The organism is Aquiflexum lacus (genome assembly GCF_015476655.1).
In the GTDB taxonomy this organism is placed as follows: domain Bacteria; phylum Bacteroidota; class Bacteroidia; order Cytophagales; family Cyclobacteriaceae; genus Aquiflexum; species Aquiflexum lacus.
This window is the reverse complement of sequence record NZ_JABFHF010000034.1, coordinates 22,985-43,811: the sequence shown is the minus strand read 5'-3', so window position 1 is coordinate 43,811 and position 20,827 is coordinate 22,985. Positions and strand designations below refer to the sequence as shown.

The 20,827-nt window shown below is 41.0% G+C and carries 21 protein-coding genes; 13 read left to right on the top strand and 8 right to left on the bottom strand.

Annotated features, from left to right (window positions below):
- The first annotated feature begins 48 nt into the window (after window positions 1-48).
- Genes tgt through HMJ38_RS21975 form a run of 3 tightly spaced genes read left to right on the top strand, consistent with a single transcriptional unit; the run spans window position 49 to window position 3,176 of the window.
- Complete coding sequence (gene tgt, locus HMJ38_RS21985) at window positions 49-1,179, top strand: tRNA guanosine(34) transglycosylase Tgt (RefSeq protein WP_194976623.1); 1,131 nt, start codon at window positions 49-51, stop codon at window positions 1,177-1,179.
- A 2-nt stretch (window positions 1,180-1,181) separates the two neighbouring features.
- Window positions 1,182-2,255: an LptF/LptG family permease gene (locus HMJ38_RS21980; protein WP_194976598.1), complete on the top strand. Its 1,074-nt coding sequence runs from the start codon at window positions 1,182-1,184 to the stop codon at window positions 2,253-2,255.
- Entirely contained in the window at window positions 2,256-3,176 is a 921-nt protein-coding gene (locus HMJ38_RS21975; protein WP_194976597.1) for a DMT family transporter, read from the top strand. It abuts the gene before it with no gap.
- 42 nt (window positions 3,177-3,218) lie between these two features.
- Here HMJ38_RS21975 and HMJ38_RS21970 read toward each other — a convergent pair whose 3' ends face one another.
- From HMJ38_RS21970 to ispE, 4 genes are all read right to left on the bottom strand, one after another.
- On the bottom strand, window positions 3,219-3,398 hold the full coding sequence (locus tag HMJ38_RS21970; protein WP_194976596.1) for a hypothetical protein: 180 nt from the start codon (window positions 3,396-3,398) through the stop codon (window positions 3,219-3,221).
- Window positions 3,399-3,656: 258 nt separating this feature from the next.
- Window positions 3,657-3,989: a type II toxin-antitoxin system PemK/MazF family toxin gene (locus HMJ38_RS21965; protein ID WP_194976595.1), complete on the bottom strand. Its 333-nt coding sequence runs from the start codon at window positions 3,987-3,989 to the stop codon at window positions 3,657-3,659.
- Window positions 3,976-4,218, bottom strand: coding sequence for a ribbon-helix-helix domain-containing protein (locus tag HMJ38_RS21960; RefSeq protein ID WP_194976594.1), 243 nt, complete (start codon window positions 4,216-4,218; stop codon window positions 3,976-3,978). The genes HMJ38_RS21965 and HMJ38_RS21960 overlap by 14 nt, the downstream gene beginning before the upstream one ends.
- A gap of 40 nt (window positions 4,219-4,258) precedes the next feature.
- The gene (gene ispE, locus HMJ38_RS21955; RefSeq protein WP_194976593.1) at window positions 4,259-5,065 is read right to left on the bottom strand and encodes a 4-(cytidine 5'-diphospho)-2-C-methyl-D-erythritol kinase; all 807 of its coding nucleotides are present in this window, start codon (window positions 5,063-5,065) and stop codon (window positions 4,259-4,261) included.
- A 725-nt stretch (window positions 5,066-5,790) separates the two neighbouring features.
- On the opposite strand from ispE, the gene ilvD reads away from it, so the two are divergent.
- The 10 genes from ilvD to truA all read left to right on the top strand — a co-directional run bounded on the left by ilvD (window position 5,791) and on the right by truA (window position 18,127).
- Window positions 5,791-7,470, top strand: a complete 1,680-nt coding sequence (ilvD, locus tag HMJ38_RS21950; protein WP_194976592.1) for a dihydroxy-acid dehydratase — start codon at window positions 5,791-5,793, stop codon at window positions 7,468-7,470.
- 14 nt (window positions 7,471-7,484) lie between these two features.
- Entirely contained in the window at window positions 7,485-9,167 is a 1,683-nt protein-coding gene (gene ilvB / locus HMJ38_RS21945) for a biosynthetic-type acetolactate synthase large subunit (protein WP_194976591.1), read from the top strand.
- 15 nt (window positions 9,168-9,182) lie between these two features.
- The gene (gene ilvN, locus HMJ38_RS21940) at window positions 9,183-9,692 is read left to right on the top strand and encodes an acetolactate synthase small subunit (RefSeq protein ID WP_194976590.1); all 510 of its coding nucleotides are present in this window, start codon (window positions 9,183-9,185) and stop codon (window positions 9,690-9,692) included.
- Window positions 9,693-9,704: 12 nt separating this feature from the next.
- Window positions 9,705-10,748, top strand: a complete 1,044-nt coding sequence (ilvC, locus tag HMJ38_RS21935; RefSeq protein ID WP_194976589.1) for a ketol-acid reductoisomerase — start codon at window positions 9,705-9,707, stop codon at window positions 10,746-10,748.
- Window positions 10,749-10,751: 3 nt separating this feature from the next.
- Window positions 10,752-12,263 carry a 2-isopropylmalate synthase gene (locus tag HMJ38_RS21930; protein ID WP_194976588.1) on the top strand — a complete coding sequence of 504 codons (1,512 nt, stop codon included), beginning with the start codon at window positions 10,752-10,754 and terminating at the stop codon, window positions 12,261-12,263.
- A gap of 1 nt (window position 12,264) precedes the next feature.
- On the top strand, window positions 12,265-13,665 hold the full coding sequence (leuC, locus tag HMJ38_RS21925; RefSeq protein WP_194976587.1) for a 3-isopropylmalate dehydratase large subunit: 1,401 nt from the start codon (window positions 12,265-12,267) through the stop codon (window positions 13,663-13,665).
- A 19-nt stretch (window positions 13,666-13,684) separates the two neighbouring features.
- On the top strand, window positions 13,685-14,278 hold the full coding sequence (gene leuD, locus HMJ38_RS21920; RefSeq protein ID WP_194976586.1) for a 3-isopropylmalate dehydratase small subunit: 594 nt from the start codon (window positions 13,685-13,687) through the stop codon (window positions 14,276-14,278).
- 110 nt (window positions 14,279-14,388) lie between these two features.
- Window positions 14,389-16,008 (top strand): alpha-isopropylmalate synthase regulatory domain-containing protein, encoded by a 1,620-nt coding sequence (locus tag HMJ38_RS21915; RefSeq protein WP_194976585.1) that lies wholly within the window; start codon window positions 14,389-14,391, stop codon window positions 16,006-16,008.
- Window positions 15,977-17,038, top strand: a complete 1,062-nt coding sequence (gene leuB, locus HMJ38_RS21910) for a 3-isopropylmalate dehydrogenase (RefSeq protein ID WP_194976584.1) — start codon at window positions 15,977-15,979, stop codon at window positions 17,036-17,038. The genes HMJ38_RS21915 and leuB overlap by 32 nt, the downstream gene beginning before the upstream one ends.
- Window positions 17,039-17,335: 297 nt before the next feature.
- Window positions 17,336-18,127, top strand: coding sequence for a tRNA pseudouridine(38-40) synthase TruA (truA, locus tag HMJ38_RS21905; RefSeq protein WP_194976583.1), 792 nt, complete (start codon window positions 17,336-17,338; stop codon window positions 18,125-18,127).
- 147 nt (window positions 18,128-18,274) lie between these two features.
- Here truA and HMJ38_RS21900 read toward each other — a convergent pair whose 3' ends face one another.
- The 4 genes from HMJ38_RS21900 to HMJ38_RS21885 form a co-directional block, all read right to left on the bottom strand.
- On the bottom strand, window positions 18,275-18,916 hold the full coding sequence (locus tag HMJ38_RS21900) for a DUF2911 domain-containing protein (protein ID WP_194976582.1): 642 nt from the start codon (window positions 18,914-18,916) through the stop codon (window positions 18,275-18,277).
- Between the two features lie 60 nt (window positions 18,917-18,976).
- Window positions 18,977-19,270: a type II toxin-antitoxin system RelE/ParE family toxin gene (locus HMJ38_RS21895; protein WP_194976581.1), complete on the bottom strand. Its 294-nt coding sequence runs from the start codon at window positions 19,268-19,270 to the stop codon at window positions 18,977-18,979.
- A complete protein-coding gene (locus HMJ38_RS21890; RefSeq protein ID WP_194976580.1) occupies window positions 19,267-19,497 on the bottom strand; it encodes a hypothetical protein in 231 nt (76 codons plus the stop codon). Before HMJ38_RS21890 ends, HMJ38_RS21895 begins: the two co-directional genes overlap by 4 nt.
- A gap of 151 nt (window positions 19,498-19,648) precedes the next feature.
- Complete coding sequence (locus tag HMJ38_RS21885) at window positions 19,649-20,464, bottom strand: enoyl-ACP reductase FabI (protein ID WP_194976579.1); 816 nt, start codon at window positions 20,462-20,464, stop codon at window positions 19,649-19,651.
- Window positions 20,465-20,827: the final 363 nt, after the last annotated feature.

Sequence of the window (20,827 nt, the reverse complement as noted above, 5' to 3'; positions counted from 1 at the left end):
GAGGTGACCTCCAAGCGAATTTCAGTAGTAGTGGAGAAAATAACCGGAATGAATTTTACACTTGAATCAACCGACCCGGGGAGCAAGGCAAGAGCAGGTGTTTTAAAAACTGCTCATGGGGATATCCAAACCCCTATTTTTATGCCTGTGGGTACAGCAGGATCTGTCAAAGCGGTGCATCAGCGCGAATTGGCTGAGGATATCAAAGCCCAGATTATTTTGGGAAACACCTATCATTTATACCTAAGACCAGGTTTGGATGTACTGGAAAAGGTTGGAGGATTACATAAATTCAATGGTTGGGACAAACCGATATTGACGGACTCCGGCGGTTATCAGGTGTTTTCTCTTGCCAACAACAGAAAGCTAACTGAGGAAGGAGCAATCTTCAAATCGCATATAGACGGTTCCAAACATGTCTTCAGTCCTGAAAGGGTCATGGATATTCAAAGGATCATCGGTGCTGATATCATTATGGCTTTCGACGAATGCCCTCCCTATCCTTGTGATTATGCCTATGCAAGAAAATCCATGGAACTGACCCATCGTTGGCTACAGAGATGTATAGATAGGTTTGATACTACCGAAGGCAAATATGGTTTTGATCAGACTTTGTTCCCCATTGTACAGGGCAGTGTTTTCAAAGACCTGAGAAAACAATCTGCGGAGTTTGTGGCTTCCTGTGAAAGAGATGGAAATGCTATCGGAGGGCTTTCCGTGGGCGAACCAGCTGAAATGATGTATGAAATGACCGAAATGGTCACTGACATTCTGCCCAAAGACAAACCTAGGTACCTGATGGGTGTGGGAACACCTGCCAATATCCTTGAAGCGATTGCGTTGGGTGTTGATATGTTTGATTGTGTGATGCCCACAAGAAATGCCCGAAATGGGATGTTGTTTACTTCTGAGGGAATCATCAATATCCGGAATGAAAAATGGAAAGAAGACTTCAGCCCCATAGACCCTCATATCAATTCTTACGTAAGTAAATTTTATTCCAAGGCTTATCTCAGACACTTGACCATCAGCAAAGAAATATTATCATCCCAAATTGCCAGTATCCATAACCTGAGCTTTTATCTTTGGCTTGTAGGACAGGCAAGGGAAAAAATCAAAGAAGGGGTATATGCCTCATGGAAAAACCAAATGGTGGAAAAAGTAAGCAGGAGACTGTAATTATGAAAATTCTCGACAAACTCATTATCAAAGATTTTCTCAAGACCTACTTTTTTGTAGTGTTGATGCTGATCCTGATTGTGTTGGTCTTGGATTTCACCGAAAAAAATGATGCCTTTATAAGGAACAATGTGCCAGCCAAGTATATTCTGGTGTACCTTGGTAATTATGGTCTTTATCTGAATAATTTGCTGACCCCCATCACTGTATTTATCTCAGTGATTTTCATTACTTCCAAAATGGCAGGCCGTACTGAAATCGTTGCGATTTTGAGCAGTGGGACGAGTTTTGTCAGGATGCTGTTCCCGTTTTTCATTGCAGCTTCCATGATCGGTGCTGCCAGTTTTTTGCTCAATGGTTGGGTGCTTCCAGGTGCCACAGCAGGGGTCACGGAATTTAAATCCAGGTGGTTGGAAGATAACAAGTTTTATACCCAACAGAATATCCACGTAAAAGTAGCCCCTGACCTTTATGCCTACATTTCGCGGTATTACACTTCTGGTAATACGGGGTATAACTTTACTTTGGAGCAGATCAGGGATGGGGAGTTAGTGGCAAAACTTTCCGCTGACAGGATTGTCTGGGATACTGCAATCAACTCTTGGTCTGCCAAGAACTGGAGAATGCGGGTCCTTCGTGATGATGGGGAAGAATATACTGTCGGGGAATCTTTGGATACCTTATTATCCATTACACCGAATGACTTTGATTTGCCTACCAATCACCATGAGACCTTAAAATTGCCCGATCTTTCCCGGCAAATTGAAGTTTTGGAAGATAGGGGTGCGGATAATGTCAATTATTATAAGATTGAGAAATATGTGAGGTATATGTCACCTTTTGCGGCTGTAATTCTCACTTTTATAGGTGTGATCGTTTCTTCCAAAAAGACAAGAGGTGGTTCAGGATTTCAGATTGCTTTGGGCTTTTTATTGGCCTTTGTCTATATCATCATGTTTTTGTTGTCCAGGACTTTTGCTGAGGCAGGGGCTGCATATCCCATCCTTGCGGTATGGACACCAAATATAGTTTTTGCGATTACTGGATTGTTTTTGTATAAAACTGTTCCCAGATAAATGGAAAATCAGCCTATCATCAAGGATTATCTGATGCTCCATTTTACTGTATTGATTTGGGGGTTCACTGCTATTTTGGGGCTGTTGATCAGTATTGGATCTTTGGAGTTGGTTTTTTTCAGGACGATGATAGCCACCTTGATTTTGGGACTACTATTTATTTACAAAAAAACTCCCATTCGTATTCCTCAAAAAGAGTTGATTAAAATTGTAGTAACCGGGTTTATTATTTCCCTGCACTGGATTCTCTTTTTTTGGGCGGCCAGGATCTCTACGGCATCTGTATGTCTCGCAGGGATGGCAACCACTTCTTTGTGGACGGCATTGATAGAACCTTTTGCCAATAAGAATAAGGTCAAGCCATTTGAAATATTTTTGGGTTTGATGGTTATAGGAGGGTTGTATGTGATTTTCAGATTTGAATTGGACTATTGGTTGGGTTTGGTGATGGCGATTGGTTCTGCATTCTTAAGTGCCGTCTTCACGGTTATCAATGGCAGGTTGACCAAAAGGCACAGTCCCTATATTTTGACTTTTTATGAAATGTTCGGGGCATTTGTTTTTGCGGCTTTGCTGTTACCGTTTTATGGCTATTTCTTTGCTTCGGACGGGCTTCAATTGATTCCCACTGCTATGGATTGGTTATGGCTATTGATATTAAGTGGGATTTGTACGGTCTATGCTTTTTCGGTTTCCGTAGAATTGATGCGGCGGGTCACGGCCTTTGCGGTTAACCTGACCATCAACTTGGAGCCGGTATATGGGATCATTTTGGCTGTATTGATTTTTGGCGAAAAGGAGCAAATGACAGGAGGGTTTTATTTGGGGACTTTGATTATTTTGATTTCGGTGTTGATGTATCCAGTGTATAATTATTGGAATAGGAGAAGGGTTTTGAAAAAAAATCCTTTGGGGGTTTAAAGGTTTTTTTTTGCAACTTTTTCTGGATGGACTTTTTCAAGACTACCCCTGTATCCACCTCTCAATTAGAACATCATAAACTTCATAATAGGGAGTCCCGTCTGTGGTGTACTCCTTGTAAATCATATCTTTTTCCAATAAAGCACCGATGGATTTGAAAACCGTCGCCGAACTCCCAAGTTGATATTGGGCTATAAAATCTTTTGAGGTAGGGGTGTACACCGTTCTGGATTTGGCTGTGGCAACAGGTAAATTACCTTTAGTAAATCGTAGCAGGTAAATTACTTAAAGTAAATTATTTCAATCTCAAAGTTCTAAAAACATAACTTTACGGGAATGTAATCCCTTAAAGTTATGACTTTATGGGAATTGAATTTTTTACCGAGAGTTACAAAAGCAATAACCTTTTGGTCGACAAAGGGAATTTCAGGGAGTTTGTTGGAGATTGAAATTGGAAAAAAGCCAAAAATATAATTCAATTTAGAACCTCATCAAATCATCCAAAGTCTCTAGTGCTTTTTCCAATTCATTGGTGGATATTTCACCGATTTTCCTGACCAATCGCTCTTTGGAGATTGATCGGATATGGAACATCATCAACTCTGAACTTTTGGTCAATCCGTTTAAATCATTTGGTTCTATTACTGGATTGCCTTGATAGTTTTTGATTTTGGAGGTAAGCGGAGCCGAAATTACTACAGGTAAATATTTGTTGAGCAAATTACCACTCAAAATCACGATGGGTCTGAATCCTGCCTGTTCACTTCCTTTGGTTGGATTGTGGTCTGCAAACCATATTTCACCCTGCTTCACCCTCTATTTGTTTCAAATAGTCCGCCATTCCTTCATCAGCCATCATTAAAATATCCTCATCTTGCTCTGCTGTTTTATAGGATTTGACATAGGCAGACCTCTTCAAATGTTCCAAATAAAGATTTAGCGCATTTTCGATCAATTTGTTTTTTGGCATCGCCAATTTCTTTGCTTGCTCTGCAAGTTTTGCGAGCAATTCATCGGGAAGTGAAGTTGTGAAAGTTGCCATGTGTTATTTTTAATATGTAAATATAAAACATATTTATAATTTACAATAATCCCCCAAAAGTAAAATAAGTCTCCGGCCAGGAAATTTTTTTAGGCTTTTCCCCAAACAACCCAAACACAGTCGAACCCGAGCCTGACATGGCTGCATAATAAGCCCCCATTTCATACAATTGCTTTTTGATGGCCGCCAATTCCGGGTATTTTGGAAATATACAGGCTTCAAAATCGTTGACCAATAGCGTTTTCCATAAGGATTTGTCTGCCAATATCTCCTTTAAGGATTCATTTGGTTTTTTGGGGTTGACACCTGCATAAGCTTCTTTGGTGCCTATATGTATCGGAGGTTTGACCAAAATGATGTGGTCTCCTTTCAGGTCGATGTCAACAAGTTCCAGTATTTCCCCTCTTCCTGTAGCAATCTTGGGCGTATTTTGAATGAAAAAAGCGCAATCACTTCCCAGCTGTGCCGCATAGTCCTCCAAAAACCAATCCTCCAGATGAAGTTCAAATAATTTGTTCATCAGTGTCAAACCAAATGCAGCATCAGCAGACCCACCTCCGAGGCCAGCACCCATCGGGATGTTTTTCAGTAAATTGATATGCACATTGGGAAGGTCATTAAAATCTTTTCTCAATAATTTTAAAGCCTTGAGAATTAAATTATCCTTTTCATCACCAGGAATAGCAAGACCTGAAACATCAAAAACTGTCTTTTTGTCAACAATCATTTCCAATGCATCATAGAGAGGAATAGGGACCATGCATGTTTCAATATCATGGTATCCATCCTTTCTTTTTGCTGTAATGTGCAAACCTAGATTGATTTTGGCATTTGGGAAGCAGATCATTGGGGAAATATTATTTTGTTGAATGTAAATATGGGTATAATTATGAAATCCTTGAAGTGAGTAGGCTATCCAAATTGAAAAATAACAATACATGAAGATTATGAGGAAGAAATATGATACACCTCTTTCTATAATTAATTATGATTTCCTCGAACAATGGTATTCTTTATCATATGCGCAAAACATCGGTCATCGGTCAACTGACATCCAACCTTTAAGTAATCGTTCATCGGACATTCAACAATCAATACTTTTTAGATTTGATCAAGTTTAAAACAAAGAGTTATTGAATCTTCATCTTAATAAAATTTTAATTAAAAAAAACTCAACAAAATTCATTTTAGATTGAAAAAATGAAAATTGATAGATTATTTTGAAATAAGCAATAACTTTCTAAAAATTTAAATTTATATTCTTTAAATTGATTTATATTCAATAGTTAATTTTTATAAAAATATAAATAACAGTTTTAAAAATCATTTTTCTGTTTAAAAAAAGAAACTAAATATTGTAAGTGTGGGAATTGGGGTTTAATATTGTATCAACAAATTCGAAAAGGAATCATAACCACATGTTTAACATAGTCACTCCTCTCAGCTTTATTATTCTCATTTGTAATAAATGACGGGGCACTAGACTATATTTGACAAACAATCATACAAATGTAAGTGCCTCAGATGATGAGGCATTTTTTTTTGTAGCTCTTAAACCGACCTAAAGTAACCATGAGTTTGAAAAAACACAGTTGGGAAATCAGTCAGAATGAAGAACATCCCGCAGGAAAAGCCATGCTATATGCCACGGGCATGTCTGACAAACAAATGAATCAGCCTTTTGTAGGGGTAGCTAGTTGTGGCTACGAAAGTAACCCCTGCAATATGCACCTCAATGACTTCGCCGGTCTGATCAAGGAAGCCTCTGCTACTTATGGTCTGACCGGTTTGGTTTTTAATACCATCGGTATTTCGGATGGGATTTCTATGGGTACCTCAGGAATGAGATATTCTCTGGTCTCCAGAGAAATCATAGCAGACTCCATAGAATCCTTTATCCTCGGACACTCTTTCGATGGTTGTGTAGCTGTTGCCGGTTGTGACAAGAATATGCCCGGAGCCATCATGGGAATGTTGAGGATCAACAGGCCCTCAATCATGGTGTATGGTGGTACCATTCGTTCCGGTATTTATAAAGGCGAAAAGTTGAACATTGTTTCTGCTTTTGAAGCTTATGGAAAAAGGGTAAAAGGTGAATTGGGAGATGAAGATTATGACGGCGTAATCCGAAATGCCTGTCCAGGTGCAGGTGCCTGTGGGGGCATGTACACTGCCAATACCATGTCTTCAGCGATTGAAGCCATGGGAATGTCTTTGCCTTATAGCTCATCCACGCCGGCCACAGCAGACGAAAAATTACAGGAATGCAAAGAGGTGTCCGAGTATTTGAAAATACTTTTGGAAAAGGACATCAAACCAAAAGATATCGTTACCAAGAAAAGCCTTGAAAATGCAGTTACAGTTGCTGTCGCCTTAGGTGGCAGTACCAATGCAGTTTTACATATTTTAGCCATAGCCAAGACTGCAGGAGTTGATTTTACATTGGCGGATTTTGAAAGGGTAAATCATGCGACACCTTTGTTGGGAGATTTCAAGCCATCCGGTAAGTTTTTGATGGAAGACCTCTTTGAACAAGGGGGTCTTCCTGCATTTATGAAATACCTGTTGAACAATGGGATGCTTCATGGAGATTGTATGACCGTTACCGGCAAAACCCTAGCTGAGAATCTTGCTGATATCGATCCCGTAGTACCTTCCATGGTCAATGTCATCCACCCGATAGAGCAGCCTATAAAAGAAACAGGACATTTGTGCATTCTTAAAGGTAACTTAGCTCCTGAGGGTTCTGTTGCGAAAATTTCAGGAAAAGAAGGGAAATCTTTCACCGGTCCAGCCAAAGTGTATGATTCGGAATTGGAAGCCAATGAAGCAATAAAAAACAAGCAAATAAACAAAGGTGAGGTAATTGTGATCCGATACATCGGTCCCAAAGGTGGACCCGGTATGCCGGAAATGCTTAAGCCAACCTCAATGATTATTGGTGCTGGCCTAGGATCGGACGTTGCCTTGATCACCGATGGCAGGTTCTCCGGAGGTACGCATGGATTTGTAGTAGGACACGTGACCCCTGAAGCCTATTCAGGAGGTCCAATTGGGCTGCTTAAGGATGGTGATATCATCACTATCGATGCAGATTCCCTCAGTTTAAGCTGTGAGGTAAGTGCTGCTGAAATGGAAGCAAGGAAAAAAGTTTGGAAAAATAAAGACCTGAGTGACCTGCAAGGTACCTTGAAAAAATACAATAAATTGGTGTCATCTGCCTCTGAAGGCTGTGTTACCGATCAATTTTAATAAATTCACCAACCATGATAAGAGGAGCAGATATCGTAGTAAGATCTCTGATAGCTGAAAATGCAGAATACATTTTCGGATATCCCGGAGGGGCCATCATGCCCGTTTATGATGCCCTTTATGATTATGCAGACCAAGTGAAACATGTATTGACCCGACACGAACAGGGGGCAATCCATGCTGCCCAAGGATATGCACGGGTTTCAGGAAAAGTAGGGGTGGCGCTAGCTACTTCAGGACCTGGAGCTACCAATCTGATTACCGGTTTGGCAGATGCGCTTATTGACAGCACGCCATTGGTATGTATAACCGGGCAAGTAGCTGCTCATCTTTTGGGGACAGATGCTTTTCAGGAAACTGATATGATGGGTCTGTCAATGCCGGGAACCAAATGGAACATTCAGGTAAGGTCAGTGGAGGAAATAGCCCCTGCCATTGCCAAAGGATTTCACATTGCCAGATCCGGTAGACCTGGTCCGGTATTGATTGATATTACAAAAAATGCACAGGTTGAATTTGGTGAGTTCAATTACGTCCCTTGTTTGGGAATCCGCTCTTACAGACCCTATGTTACCGTTGAACTGCCTAAAATACAGGAAGCGGCATTATTAATCAATGAAGCAGAACGACCTTTTGTCCTTTTTGGTCAGGGAGTGGTGATTGGAAAGGCTGAAGAAGAGCTGAAGGCATTTTTGGATAAAACGGGAATCCCTGCTGCCTCTACGCTATTGGGATCCGGATCTTTGCCAGAAAGTCACCCCTCTTATGTAGGTAAATTGGGGATGCATGGCAATTATTCACCCAATATGCTGACCAATAAATGTGACGTACTGATTGCTGTAGGAATGCGCTTTGATGATAGGGTGACCGGAGACTTGAAAAGATATGCCAAACAGGCCAAAGTAATTCACCTTGAACTAGATCCTGCTGAAATCAATAAAAATGTGAAGTGCACCGTACCGATTCTAGGCGATTGCAAACAAAGTTTATCCATGCTGATTGACGCAGTCAAGCCGAATAGCCATCCAGAGTGGATGCAAAGGTTCAGGGAGTTTGAAAACGAAGAAAGAGAAGCAGTAATGGGTAAGGACCTTTATGCCACACAAGGGGGATTGCATATGGGAGAAGTGATCAGGTTGATCAATCAATATAAAGAGGATGACGCTGTATTGGTTACTGATGTAGGTCAGCATCAAATGATAGCTTGGCGTTATTTTGACTACAAAAAAACAAGGACACAGGTGACTTCAGGTGGTCTGGGTACAATGGGTTTTGCACTTCCTGCAGCACTTGGTGCACAGTTGCACAATTATAACAGACAGGTAATTTGTGTAGTAGGAGATGGAGGAATTCAGATGACCATTCAGGAGTTTGGAACCATTATGCAGACCAAAGCGCCTGTAAAGGTGGTTTTGCTTAACAACAATTACTTGGGAATGGTCCGTCAGTGGCAGCAGATGTTTTTTGACAAACGATATTCCTTTACTGAACTGGAGAACCCGGATTTTATCAAAATTGCAGAGGCTTATAGAATCAAGGCGGTGAAAGTTACCGAAAGAGAAGAACTCAGTGAAGCAGTCGCTCAGATGTTTATTCATGATGGACCTTTCTTCCTTGAAGTAGTCGTAGAAAAAGAAGATAATGTATTTCCAATGATTGCCACAGGTTGTTCTGTGGAAGAAGTTAGATTAAGCTAAACCTAAAAAGTATATATGAATCGTTATACCATTTTAGTTTACACCGAAAATTTCATTGGAATCCTCAACAGGATCACCATCATTTTCACAAGAAGAGGAATCAATATCAGTGCGCTGACAGCTTCTGAAAGCCGATTGGATGGCATACATAAAATCACCATCGAAGCCACTGTCACTGAAGAACAGATTATTCAACTTGTAAATCAAATTGAAAAAATTATAGATGTCATCAAGGCCTACTACTTTAAGGACGATGAAGTGGTCTATCAGGAGATAGCACTCTACAAAATCCCATTCGACAGTCTGGATCCCCAACTCGAAAAAGTAATCAGACAATTTAATGCGCATATCATTGCGGCGGAGAAGGAGTTTGTGGTTCTGGAATTTACAGGCCATAAAGAAGATACCCAGGCATTATTGGAAATCCTTAAACCCTTTAATCTGCTAGAGTTCTCCCGTTCGGGAAGGGTGGCCATTGCCAAACCAAAGTTTTCTGTCCAAGAATATTTAAATAATCAAACCTAATATAATAACACTATGAAACTGAAATTCGGATCAGTAGAAGAAAATGTAGTAACCAGAGAGGAATTCCCTTTGGAGAAAGCTAGAGAAGTATTAAAAGATGAGGTCATCGCGGTATTGGGATATGGAGTCCAAGGACCCGGTCAGGCACTCAATCTGAAAGACAACGGCTTCAATGTCATCGTTGGCCAAAGGAAAGGTTCTAAAACTTGGGACAAAGCCGTTGCTGACGGTTGGGTCCCTGGTGAAACATTGTTTGAATTGGAGGAGGCCTGTGAAAAAGGTACGATTCTTCAGTTCCTACTTTCTGATGCAGGTCAGATCGCAGCATGGCCAATGGTCAAAAAGCACCTAACTCCAGGTAAAGCCCTTTATTTCTCCCATGGATTTGGAGTGACCTATAAAGAAAAAACCGGTATCATTCCCCCTGCAGACATAGATGTCATCTTAGTGGCACCTAAAGGATCTGGAACTTCTTTGCGAAGAATGTTTGTAGAAGGCAGAGGATTGAATTCTTCTTATGCCATCTTCCAAGATGGAACAGGTAGGGCTAAGGACAGGGTAATAGCGCTTGGAATCGGCGTTGGATCAGGCTATTTGTTTGAAACTGATTTTTACAGAGAAGTTACCTCAGATCTGACAGGTGAAAGAGGAACTTTGATGGGTGCCATTCAGGGAATTTTTGCCGCACAATACGAAGTGTTAAGAGCAAACGGTCATACGCCTTCTGAAGCTTTCAATGAAACAGTGGAAGAATTGACCCAAAGTTTAATGCCATTGGTTGCAGAGAATGGAATGGACTGGATGTATGCCAACTGTTCTACGACTGCTCAAAGAGGAGCTTTGGATTGGTGGAAACCTTTCAGAGATGCTACCAAGCCAGTTTTTGAAGAATTATACAACAGTGTCAAAACCGGAAAAGAAGCTCAAAAATCAATTGATTCTAACAGCAAGGATGATTATAGGGTAAAACTGGAAGCTGAGTTGAAAGAATTGAGAGAATCAGAGATGTGGCAGGCAGGTGCAACTGTCAGAAAGTTGAGACCAGAAAACAATTAAAAGATGAGTGAAAAGCTTTGGATATTTGATACTACTCTCCGCGACGGGGAGCAGGTTCCGGGTTGTCAGTTGAACTCCCAGGAAAAGATAGTAGTGGCTAAAGCATTGGAAGAACTCGGAGTGGATATCATTGAGGCTGGATTTCCAATATCCAGCCCCGGTGATTTCAATTCGGTGGTTGAAATCTCCAAAGCAGTTTCTAATCCTATCATCTGCGCCCTTTCAAGAGCTGTGGAGAAGGATATACAAGTAGCTGCTGAGGCACTGAAACATGCCAAGAAAGGCAGGATTCATACAGGCATAGGAGTTTCTCCATACCATATTCAATATAAATTAAGATCAACTCCTGAAAACATTATTGAAAGAGGAGTAAAGGCCGTCAAGTATGCCAAAAGTTTTGTGGAGGATGTGGAGTTTTATGCGGAGGATGCAGGAAGGGCAGAATTGCCTTTTTTGGCCAAAATCATAGAAGCAGCCATCAAAGCCGGCGCCACTGTTGTCAATATTCCCGATACTACGGGATACTGTCTTCCTGAGCAATACGGAGCTATCATCCGCTATTTAAAGGAAAATGTTTCCAATATTGACAAAGCCATCATTTCCACCCACTGCCATAATGATCTTGGTATGGCCACCGCGAATACCATAGCCGGTGTCCAACAAGGTGCAAGGCAAGCAGAGATGACCATCAATGGAATCGGAGAAAGAGCAGGCAATACTTCTTTGGAAGAAGTTGTAATGGCCATTAAGTGCCATCAAGCTATCCCGGTTTATACTAATATTCAAACAGAAAGAATTTATGGAACGAGCAGGCTGATTTCCAAGTTGATGAATATGCCTGTCCAACCAAACAAAGCCATTGTGGGGAGAAATGCTTTTGCGCACTCTTCAGGCATCCATCAGGATGGCGTGTTGAAACATCGGGAGAATTATGAAATCATTGATCCCAAAGAGGTTGGTGTCCACGAATCATCAATTGTATTAACTGCAAGAAGTGGAAGAGCGGCGCTGAAACATCATTTAGATGGTTTGGGCGTGGAGTTGGAAGGTGAAGCCTTACGGGAAGTCTATGAGGATTTTCTGATTTTGGCTGATTCCAAGAGGGATATTGGTCCAAAAGATTTATTGGCCTTGGTCGGTAAATACTTAGATGAGTCCTCCTTTATCGAATTGGGCAAAGTGAGTTATCAGTCCAACGGAGAAATCAGTGCCACTGTAGAATTGAAAGTGGGTGATAAAGCTTTTGTATCCAAGGGCTACGGAAATGGTCCGGTGGATGCGGTATTGAAAGCTATAGAAAAAATAGTAAAACCGGATATCGTATTGGAAGAATTTCTAATTCAAGCGATTACTGCCGGAAGTGATGATGTGGCTAAAGTACATATGCGCTTGATGAAAGATGATAAGCCCTACTATGGGTTTGCATCCAATTCCGATATCGTATTGGCTTCAGCCCAGGCATATGTAGATGCCTTAAATAAAATACCTGTCAAAGACAAAGTGATCCTAGCATAAAATGGAAAAGAAAACATTATTTGATAAAATATGGGATGCCCATGTGGTACGTTCTGTACCCGGTGGACCTGATGTATTCTTCATTGATAAGCATTTTATCCATGAAGTGACCAGTCCTGTGGCATTCCTCAATCTTGAAAAACGTGGAGTTGGTGTTTTATATCCGGAAAGGACTATCGCTACCCCTGACCACAATGTACCCACTGTCGATCAGGACAAAACCATTAAGGACAAACTTTCCCGTATGCAGGTTGAAAGACTTAGGGAAAATTGTGAGAAGCACAATATTGAACTGCATGACCTTGGGTCAGCGCATCATGGCATTGTCCATGTGATCGGACCCGAATTAGGAGTGACCCAACCGGGAATGACCATTGTCTGTGGGGATAGCCATACCTCGACGCACGGGGCATTTGGTGCGATTGCTTTTGGTATCGGTACTTCTGAGGTTGAAATGGTTTTTGCCACTCAGTGTATTATGCAGACCAAAGCCAAGAAAATGAGAATCACGGTGGATGGTGAATTAGGAAACGGAGTAACTTCAAAAGACATCATTCTTTACATCATAGCTAAGATTTCTGCCGCGGGCGCAACAGGGTATTTTGTGGAATATGCAGGATCGGCAATTACAAGCCTCAGCATGGAAGCCCGAATGACCATTTGTAACATGAGTATTGAAATGGGTGCAAGGGGTGGATTAATTGCTCCTGATGAAACCACTTTCAACTACTTGAAGGGCAAACAATATGCGCCGAAAGGTGAGGATTGGGATAAGGCAGTAGCACATTGGAAAACCCTCAAAACTGATGATGGGGCTGTTTTTGACAAAGAATATCATTTTGATGGTAATGATATCGAGCCAATGATCACCTATGGAACCAATCCTGGAATGGGAATCAAAGTCAGAGGTTTTATTCCCACCACAGAAGGTATGGAAGGCAGCAATAAGTCGTCTTACTTGAAGTCATTGGATTATATGGGCTTTGCCCCTGGAGAGGCAATCAAAGGAAAAAAAGTGGATTTTGTATTTGTGGGAAGCTGTACCAACGGGAGGATCGAAGATATCCGGTCTGTGGCAGCTTTTGTCAAAGGAAAGCATAAAGCCGATAACATCACAGCTTGGATCGTTCCCGGATCAAGAGAGGTAGAAAAAATGGCACATGAAGAAGGTTTGGTAAAGATACTCGAGGATGCAGGTTTTGAGTTGCGTCAGCCGGGCTGTTCTGCCTGTTTGGCTATGAATGACGATAAAATCCCTTCAGGAAAATATGCCGTCTCCACATCCAATAGGAACTTTGAAGGAAGACAGGGGCCGGGTGCGAGGACTTTATTGGCCAGCCCGCTTACGGTCGCGGCAGTGGCGGTGACAGGAGAAATAAGTGATCCTAGAGATGTATTTTAATCCAAATTAAAAAAAGAAAATGGCTTACGATAAATTTAATATACTCAAGAGTACAGTAGTGCCTTTGTCATCTGAAAATGTGGATACCGATCAGATCATTCCTGCACGTTTCTTAAAGGCAACGGAAAGAGAAGGCTTTGGAGACAACCTTTTCCGTGATTGGCGATACGATGTAGAAGGTAATCCCAAAAAGGACTTTGTACTCAATGACCCCACTTATTCAGGTAAGATCCTGTTGGCAGGTAAGAACTTTGGTTCGGGATCCAGCAGAGAACATGCGGTTTGGGCGCTTTATGATTATGGATTCAGGTGTGTGGTTTCCAGCTTCTTTGCAGATATCTTCAAAAATAACTGCCTGAATATTGGTGTACTTCCGGTTACCATCAGTCCCGAGTTTGCAGAGGTCTTGTTCAAAGCAGTTGAAGAAAACCCAAAGACCGAAGTAGAAATTGATATTGACCAACAGACCATTACCTTACTCAGTACAGGTCAACAGGAGTCTTTTGATATCAATTCCTACAAAAAAGAAAACATGAAAAACGGCTTCGATGACATCGATTATCTCCTAAACATCAAGGATGAAATCATCACTTTCACCGAGCAAAAAGTCTAATCGCTAATTCCAATATTTATCAGGACTAATTCAAACTTCTGAATTCTAATTCCGATAGCTAATGGGATTTAAATCTGAATTCTAAATTCTAAAATCTGAATTTATTTCAAATGGGTAACAATAGGAAAATAGAAATCATGGATACCACGCTGAGGGATGGAGAACAGACCTCAGGAGTTTCTTTCCTGCCTTCCGAAAAACTCCAAATAGCCAAATTGCTATTGGAGGAACTGAAGGTTGATAGGATTGAGGTGGCATCAGCCAGGGTTTCGGAAGGTGAAATGGAAGGGGTGAAAAAAATTACCCAATGGGCTTCTGCAAAAGGATATTTAGACCGAGTGGAGGTTTTGGGATTTGTTGATACTCCAGCATCCGTAGACTGGATTTTGAAATCTGGTGCAAAAGTGATGAACCTATTAACAAAAGGTTCTGAAAATCATCTTACCCATCAATTAAAAAAAACACCTGAGGTGCATTTTGAAGATATCAGGAGAAGTGTGGAATACGCACAGTCCAAAAAGGTAAGTGTCAATGTCTATTTGGAAGATTGGAGTAATGGAATGCGCAATTCCATGAATTACACCATGGACCTCATTGGACATTTGACTCAACTTCCGGTGAGAAGAATTATGTTGCCTGATACCTTGGGCCTGCTACATCCAAGGGAAGTATCCCACTTTATCAAATTGATCACTTCCGAATATGCAGACACCCATTTTGATTTTCATGCCCATAATGATTATGACCTTTCGGTAGCCAATGTGCTAGAGGCCATCTATAATGGGATATCTGGAATCCACACTACTGTAAATGGTTTGGGAGAAAGGGCCGGAAATGCACCTTTAGAATCAGTGATTGCTGTCTTGAAGGACTTCACAGATTTCAGATTGAATGTTAAAGAAAACAAGATTTTCAGGGTAAGTAAGCTGGTGGAACAATTTTCCGGACAACACATTCCTCCCAACAAACCTGTGGTTGGTGAAAATGTATTTACACAGACAGCCGGAATACATGCCGACGGGGACAATAAAAAGAACCTCTATTTTAATGACCTTCTTCCCGAACGTTTTGGGAGACAGCGGAAATATGCTTTGGGAAAAACCTCAGGGAAAGCCAATATTGTCAAGAATATCCAGGAATTGGGGATTTCCCTCGAACCCGATGAACTAACCAAAGTAACGCAGAGAATTATAGAATTGGGGGATAAAAAGGAGCGGGTTACGACGGAGGATTTACCTTACATTATTTCCGATGTGCTTCAAAACAATTCCATTTCCCATAATATCTTTATCGAAGGCTATAACCTCAGCCATTCCAAAGGACTAAAGCCAACTGTCCAACTCAAGATCAACATCAATGGCGAAAGCTATGAAGAAGGATCATCAGGTGATGGTCAATATGATGCTTTTATGAAAGCATTGAAAAAAATCTACAAATCCATCAACAAGGAATTACCAAAACTGATCAATTACCATGTGACCATTCCTCCGGGAGGTAAGACTGATGCCTTTGTGGAGACGGTCATCACTTGGGAATATGGGAAAATATTTAAAACCAAAGGCCTGGACAGTGACCAAACTGTAGCTGCATTAAAGGCCACCGAGAAAATGCTCAACATCATTGAGCAAATCAAAATCAATATACCGGGAGATAAAAACAATCCCAAGGAAACCCCAGAACAAGAAAAAACTAGCTTTTATGGAAATGAATATCGCGCTGTTGCCGGGTGATGGCATTGGACCTGAAGTAATTGCACAGGCAGTAAAAGTAGTCAATGCTGTTGCCAAAAAATTCGATCATAAAATCACCTTTGAGGAAGCACCTGTGGGTGCGACTGCCATTGACTTAAAAGGAGACCCATATCCGGATTCCACCCATCAGGTTTGCCTGAGAGCGGATGCCGTACTTTTTGGAGCCATCGGTGATCCAAAATATGACAATGACCCAAAGGCTAAAGTTAGACCCGAACAAGGCCTGTTATCCATGAGAAAGCAACTGGGTTTGTTTGCCAATGTGAGGCCGACTTTCACTTTTCCTTCATTGATCCACAAATCTCCATTGAGATTGGAAAGGGTAGAAGGAGTGGACTTTGTTTTCTTCAGGGAATTGACAGGTGGAATTTACTTTGGAGAACCCAGAGGAAGAAATGAACAAGGTACCAAAGCCTTTGATACCAATATTTATTCCAAGGAAGAAATCACCCGTCTTGCAAGGATGGGTTTTGAGGCCGCACAAAAAAGAAGAAAATTACTGACTTGTGTGGATAAGGCCAATGTGTTGGCGACTTCCAGGTTATGGAGAGAAACCGTACAGGAATTAGCCTCCGAATATCCTGAAGTCAAGGTCGAATATGAATTTGTGGATGCCGTGGCCATGCGATTGATTCAATGGCCTAAGGCATATGATGTGTTGATTACAGAAAATCTTTTTGGAGATATCCTGACAGATGAAGCTTCTGTGATTTCCGGTTCTATGGGGTTGATGCCATCAGCCTCCTTGGGAACAGAGAACAAGCTTTTTGAACCCATCCATGGTTCCTATCCACAAGCAGCAGGAAAAGACATCGCCAATCCATTGGCAACAGTGTTATCCGCGGCTATGATGTTCGATTACGCTTTCGATCTCAAAGCAGAAGCCCAAGCGATCTCGGATGTGGTAAATAAATCTTTGGCAGAAGGAATCGTGACTGAGGATATTGCTGAGGGAGGAAAAGCCTATAAGACCTCGGAAGTGGGGGATTGGTTGGCGGAGAATGTTTAGAGAAGTGAGATTTGAGACGCTAGACACAAGATGCGAGACATTTCCGTGGATTGATGGTTTGCTATTGCAATAGACTTATCCTTGTCTTTTCGATCCCGATGGCTATATCGGGAGGAGAAATCTAATCACCAAATACCCCGAATACGCACTTCAAGACGATTGAGAACTTAAATTCGTTTACCGAACAAACAAAAAAAGACGGTTGGATTCAAACCGCTTTTTGTTGAATTTATTCATTTTGGTTATATCGTTTTACTTTTAATTCTTTGTTGAACTAAACTATTTTCATTTCCAATCATGCAGTCCCGACCTTTTACTTACCTGTTTTATATTCAATACCTCGGGACAGGATATCACGGGTGGCAAAAACAGACCGGAGTCAAAACCATTCAGGGAACCTTGGAAAAAGCCTTCAGGTTTATCCTCGGGCATGGAGATTTTACCATCCTTGGCGCAAGCAGGACTGATGCTGGAGTTTCTTGTAATAGGGGGGCTTTTGAATTGTTTCTGAAACATGTAATAGCAGCTGATCTTCTTGACTCCGTCAATGCAGTATTGCCATCGGATATCAGATTATTGGAAGTTCAGTCCGTTCCTTTACATTTCAATATCATTCAGGATGTAGCTTACAAGGAATATCATTACCACTTTGCTTTCGGGGAGAAGTTCCATCCTTTTGCCGCGGCAAACTTGGCCTATTTTGCAGGATATCCGGATATTGGATTAATGAAGGCAGGGGCTAAGTTGTTTGAAGGGAAGCACAACTTTCAAAGCTATTGTTCAATTGATAAAGTGAGTGATGACTATTTCAGGGAAATTATGGTGGCGGATATTATCCAAGATATCAATGCAGGATTGGGATTGATCCCCAAGGAGGCATTTACCTTCAAAGTAAAAGGAAAGGGATTCTTGCGTTATCAAATCCGAAAGATGATTACGGCACTGATAGAATTGGGATTGGGAAATTTAAGTTTGAAAGAAATTGAGCAATCATTGAAAAAACCCGAACTCCGAAACATACCCATTCATGCCCCTGCGAATGGATTGGTGTTGAACAATATCCAGTTTTTGAGTTTAGATAAGGAATAGAATTTATGGAATCCAAATATTTGCCAAAATTTGACTTTGATGATATCTATTTTAATTTCATTTTAAAAAATATTTAATAAAAATGAAAGCCAAACCAAAAGACCCGATGTATTTAATCGGGTCTTGATTTGTTGAATTTAATCATTTTTATTCTTTGGTTTCGATTGGCAAGCTCACTTTGATTTGATCCCAAGATAAATTGAGATTTCCAGATCGGTTAGATGTTTCGTCTATGCTATAAGTGAGACGGTGAACGGTTTCATCAAGGGCTTTGGGCGTGACAGTTACCCGTGCTACATCATCCCTTTCATCATATTCATCAGCCAAATGTTGGTCATAGTTTTTATTCAGGATCAATATCCACTCTTCCCTGCCCGGAATGGTGAAAAATCCATACATACCGGCAGAAACATCCTTACCGTCAATCATAACATCATCGAAAAATGTCACCGCAGTAGCCCAATGCGAACCGCTGACCCAAACTTGATCATAAGAAACGAGCCCGTTCCAAATCACCCTTCCCCTTTTTCCCGGAGAGCCATAATTTACTGTAATTTGGGCACTTCCGACTTTGCCTTTGGTTTCCCGCCTCGCACTGCCTTTGAAAGTGTCCTCCATCAAACCCATATTGACACTGTCCGCATAGGCTTCTTTTTCCAAGAGGTGTTCTTTTTCGAGGTTGGACATCTCTGAAAGCTCTGATTTGCCATCTTCATTTTTATTTGATTCACCGCATGACCAAGTGAATAGTGTAAGTGCAATTAGGATTAGGGTGTTTCTGTATTTCATATAAGTATTAGTTGCGAAGTGTTTACGATTCTGTAGGAAGTTCTAGAAAGGTTGGAGTTATCAAGAAGGATAATTTTTTTGACCCTTAGCGTTACTTCTGACACTGATGATTATGATTTTATCTTGATCGACCTTGTAAAAAAGGCTGGATTGCTTATTAATCACTGCCTTTCTCAACCCTTTGGTTTTCGAAACGGGGAAAAGATATGGATATACTTTTATCAGCTCAATTAATTTTTCAATTCTGTCTAAAAAGTTGAAGATTTGCTTTTGATACCACTCTTTTTCTAAATGTAGGATTATTTCACCAAGAGTAGTGTCTGCTTCTTTAGTCCAAATGACTTCAAAATTCATTTAGTAAATCTGGATTTATATTTTTCCATAATTGATTCATGGCTTTCTGTTTTCCCCAACTCAAAGTCCTTCAAACCTCTTTCGATTGATTTCTTCGAATCAGCATCAAGGTTATCCCAAAAATCACCATTTTCTCCGGTTAAAAGAGACTTGATCTGATCGAGAATAACGATGTCGTTTGTGGCGATTATTTCTTCAATTAATCGATATTTTAAAATCTCTTCCATAATTTAAATTTAGGGATTTTTTCCCACAAAAAAAGAGGGTTAAACCCTCTCTAATTCCAATTTTCAATTTTGCAATCTTCCAATCCGCCCCGGCGGACAAGTTCTTTTAATTCAATACTTTTCCAACCTGCCATAGAGGTCAAACTCCTCCCTACAAATCCCTAAACTGCTCCATCAATTCCTCCGAAATACCGGTAGTGGAGTATCCACCATCATGGAAAAGGTTCTGCATGGTGACATATCGGGTCAGGTCTGAAAACATGGTGATGATATAATCTGCACAGGCTTCTGCTGAAGCATTCCCAAGCGGGGACATGGATTCTGCAAAATTATAGAAGGCATCGAAACCACCTATTCCTGTTCCTGCGGTGGTTTTGGTAGGTGATTGGGAAATGGTATTTACCCTTACCTTTTTTAGTTTACCATACCTGTAGCCATATCCTCTTGCGATACTTTCCAATAATGCTTTGGCGTCAGCCATATCTGTATAGAAAGGATAAACCCTTTGGGCAGCAATGTATGACAAGCCGAGAATAGACCCCCATTCATTCATGATGTCCATTTTTTCAGCGATGTGCATCATTTTGTGAAAAGAAACAGCAGATACATCATAGGATTTATTTACCCAATCGTAATTGAGGTCCCCATAAGAACGGCCTTTCCGGATGTTGGGTGACATACCGATGGAATGCAGCAAAAAGTCAAAGTTACCCCCCAAATATTCTTTTGATTCGGCATATAATTTTTCGATATCTTCCAGGGAAGTAGCATCGGCAGGAATGATGATGGTATTGCAATGTTCGGCCAATTCTTTGATTGCCCCCATTCTCATGGCAATCGGCGCATTGGTCAATACAAATTTGGCACCTTGTTCGTGTGCTTTCAAAGCAGCTTTCCATGCGATGGAGTTTTCATCCAATGCTCCTGTGATGATTCCTAGCTTTCCTTTCAACAAATTCTCAGACATAATATATCTTTTTGGTTGGTTTTAAATCAATGGGTAAAAATAAGGAAAAAATTAAGACTTAGGAGGGGGGAGGGGAGATTTGAGAGATATGAACCAAGTACAAAGTATCATGTACCAAGTATGGGGGCAACCTAGTTAACTAATAGCAGATGTTGTGGGTATTAGATTTCTCTCTTCGTTCGAAATGACAAAGAGAAGTCTTTGACATATTTGAACTAAAAAAGTGTTCAAGAGAATCAAATAGCGTATCCTTGTCACCTCGACGACAGGAGAGGTCCGGATACCTAAAGGCAGAATAGATTTCTCCTGCCGTCGAAACAAGGAGAGGTTGGAATGTCAGTAACGATCCATCAAAATAAGGAC

What these genes read in the sequence shown, in the direction of transcription:
- HMJ38_RS21930 (WP_194976588.1), top strand. Translation starts at nt 10,752, where the DNA reads ATGAGTGAAAAGCTTTGGATATTTGATACTACTCTCCGCGACGGGGAG.
- HMJ38_RS21980 (WP_194976598.1), top strand. Translation starts at nt 1,182, where the DNA reads ATGAAAATTCTCGACAAACTCATTATCAAAGATTTTCTCAAGACCTAC.
- HMJ38_RS21960 (WP_194976594.1), bottom strand. Translation starts at nt 4,218, where the DNA reads ATGGCAACTTTCACAACTTCACTTCCCGATGAATTGCTCGCAAAACTT.
- leuC (WP_194976587.1), top strand. Translation starts at nt 12,265, where the DNA reads ATGGAAAAGAAAACATTATTTGATAAAATATGGGATGCCCATGTGGTA.
- ilvC (WP_194976589.1), top strand. Translation starts at nt 9,705, where the DNA reads ATGAAACTGAAATTCGGATCAGTAGAAGAAAATGTAGTAACCAGAGAG.
- HMJ38_RS21885 (WP_194976579.1), bottom strand. Translation starts at nt 20,464, where the DNA reads ATGTCTGAGAATTTGTTGAAAGGAAAGCTAGGAATCATCACAGGAGCA.
- HMJ38_RS21890 (WP_194976580.1), bottom strand. Translation starts at nt 19,497, where the DNA reads ATGGAAGAGATTTTAAAATATCGATTAATTGAAGAAATAATCGCCACA.
- HMJ38_RS21915 (WP_194976585.1), top strand. Translation starts at nt 14,389, where the DNA reads ATGGGTAACAATAGGAAAATAGAAATCATGGATACCACGCTGAGGGAT.
- tgt (WP_194976623.1), top strand. Translation starts at nt 49, where the DNA reads ATGAATTTTACACTTGAATCAACCGACCCGGGGAGCAAGGCAAGAGCA.
- truA (WP_194976583.1), top strand. Translation starts at nt 17,336, where the DNA reads ATGCAGTCCCGACCTTTTACTTACCTGTTTTATATTCAATACCTCGGG.
- HMJ38_RS21900 (WP_194976582.1), bottom strand. Translation starts at nt 18,916, where the DNA reads ATGAAATACAGAAACACCCTAATCCTAATTGCACTTACACTATTCACT.
- HMJ38_RS21975 (WP_194976597.1), top strand. Translation starts at nt 2,256, where the DNA reads ATGGAAAATCAGCCTATCATCAAGGATTATCTGATGCTCCATTTTACT.
- ilvD (WP_194976592.1), top strand. Translation starts at nt 5,791, where the DNA reads ATGAGTTTGAAAAAACACAGTTGGGAAATCAGTCAGAATGAAGAACAT.
- ilvN (WP_194976590.1), top strand. Translation starts at nt 9,183, where the DNA reads ATGAATCGTTATACCATTTTAGTTTACACCGAAAATTTCATTGGAATC.
- leuB (WP_194976584.1), top strand. Translation starts at nt 15,977, where the DNA reads ATGGAAATGAATATCGCGCTGTTGCCGGGTGATGGCATTGGACCTGAA.
- HMJ38_RS21895 (WP_194976581.1), bottom strand. Translation starts at nt 19,270, where the DNA reads ATGAATTTTGAAGTCATTTGGACTAAAGAAGCAGACACTACTCTTGGT.
- leuD (WP_194976586.1), top strand. Translation starts at nt 13,685, where the DNA reads ATGGCTTACGATAAATTTAATATACTCAAGAGTACAGTAGTGCCTTTG.
- ilvB (WP_194976591.1), top strand. Translation starts at nt 7,485, where the DNA reads ATGATAAGAGGAGCAGATATCGTAGTAAGATCTCTGATAGCTGAAAAT.
- ispE (WP_194976593.1), bottom strand. Translation starts at nt 5,065, where the DNA reads ATGATCTGCTTCCCAAATGCCAAAATCAATCTAGGTTTGCACATTACA.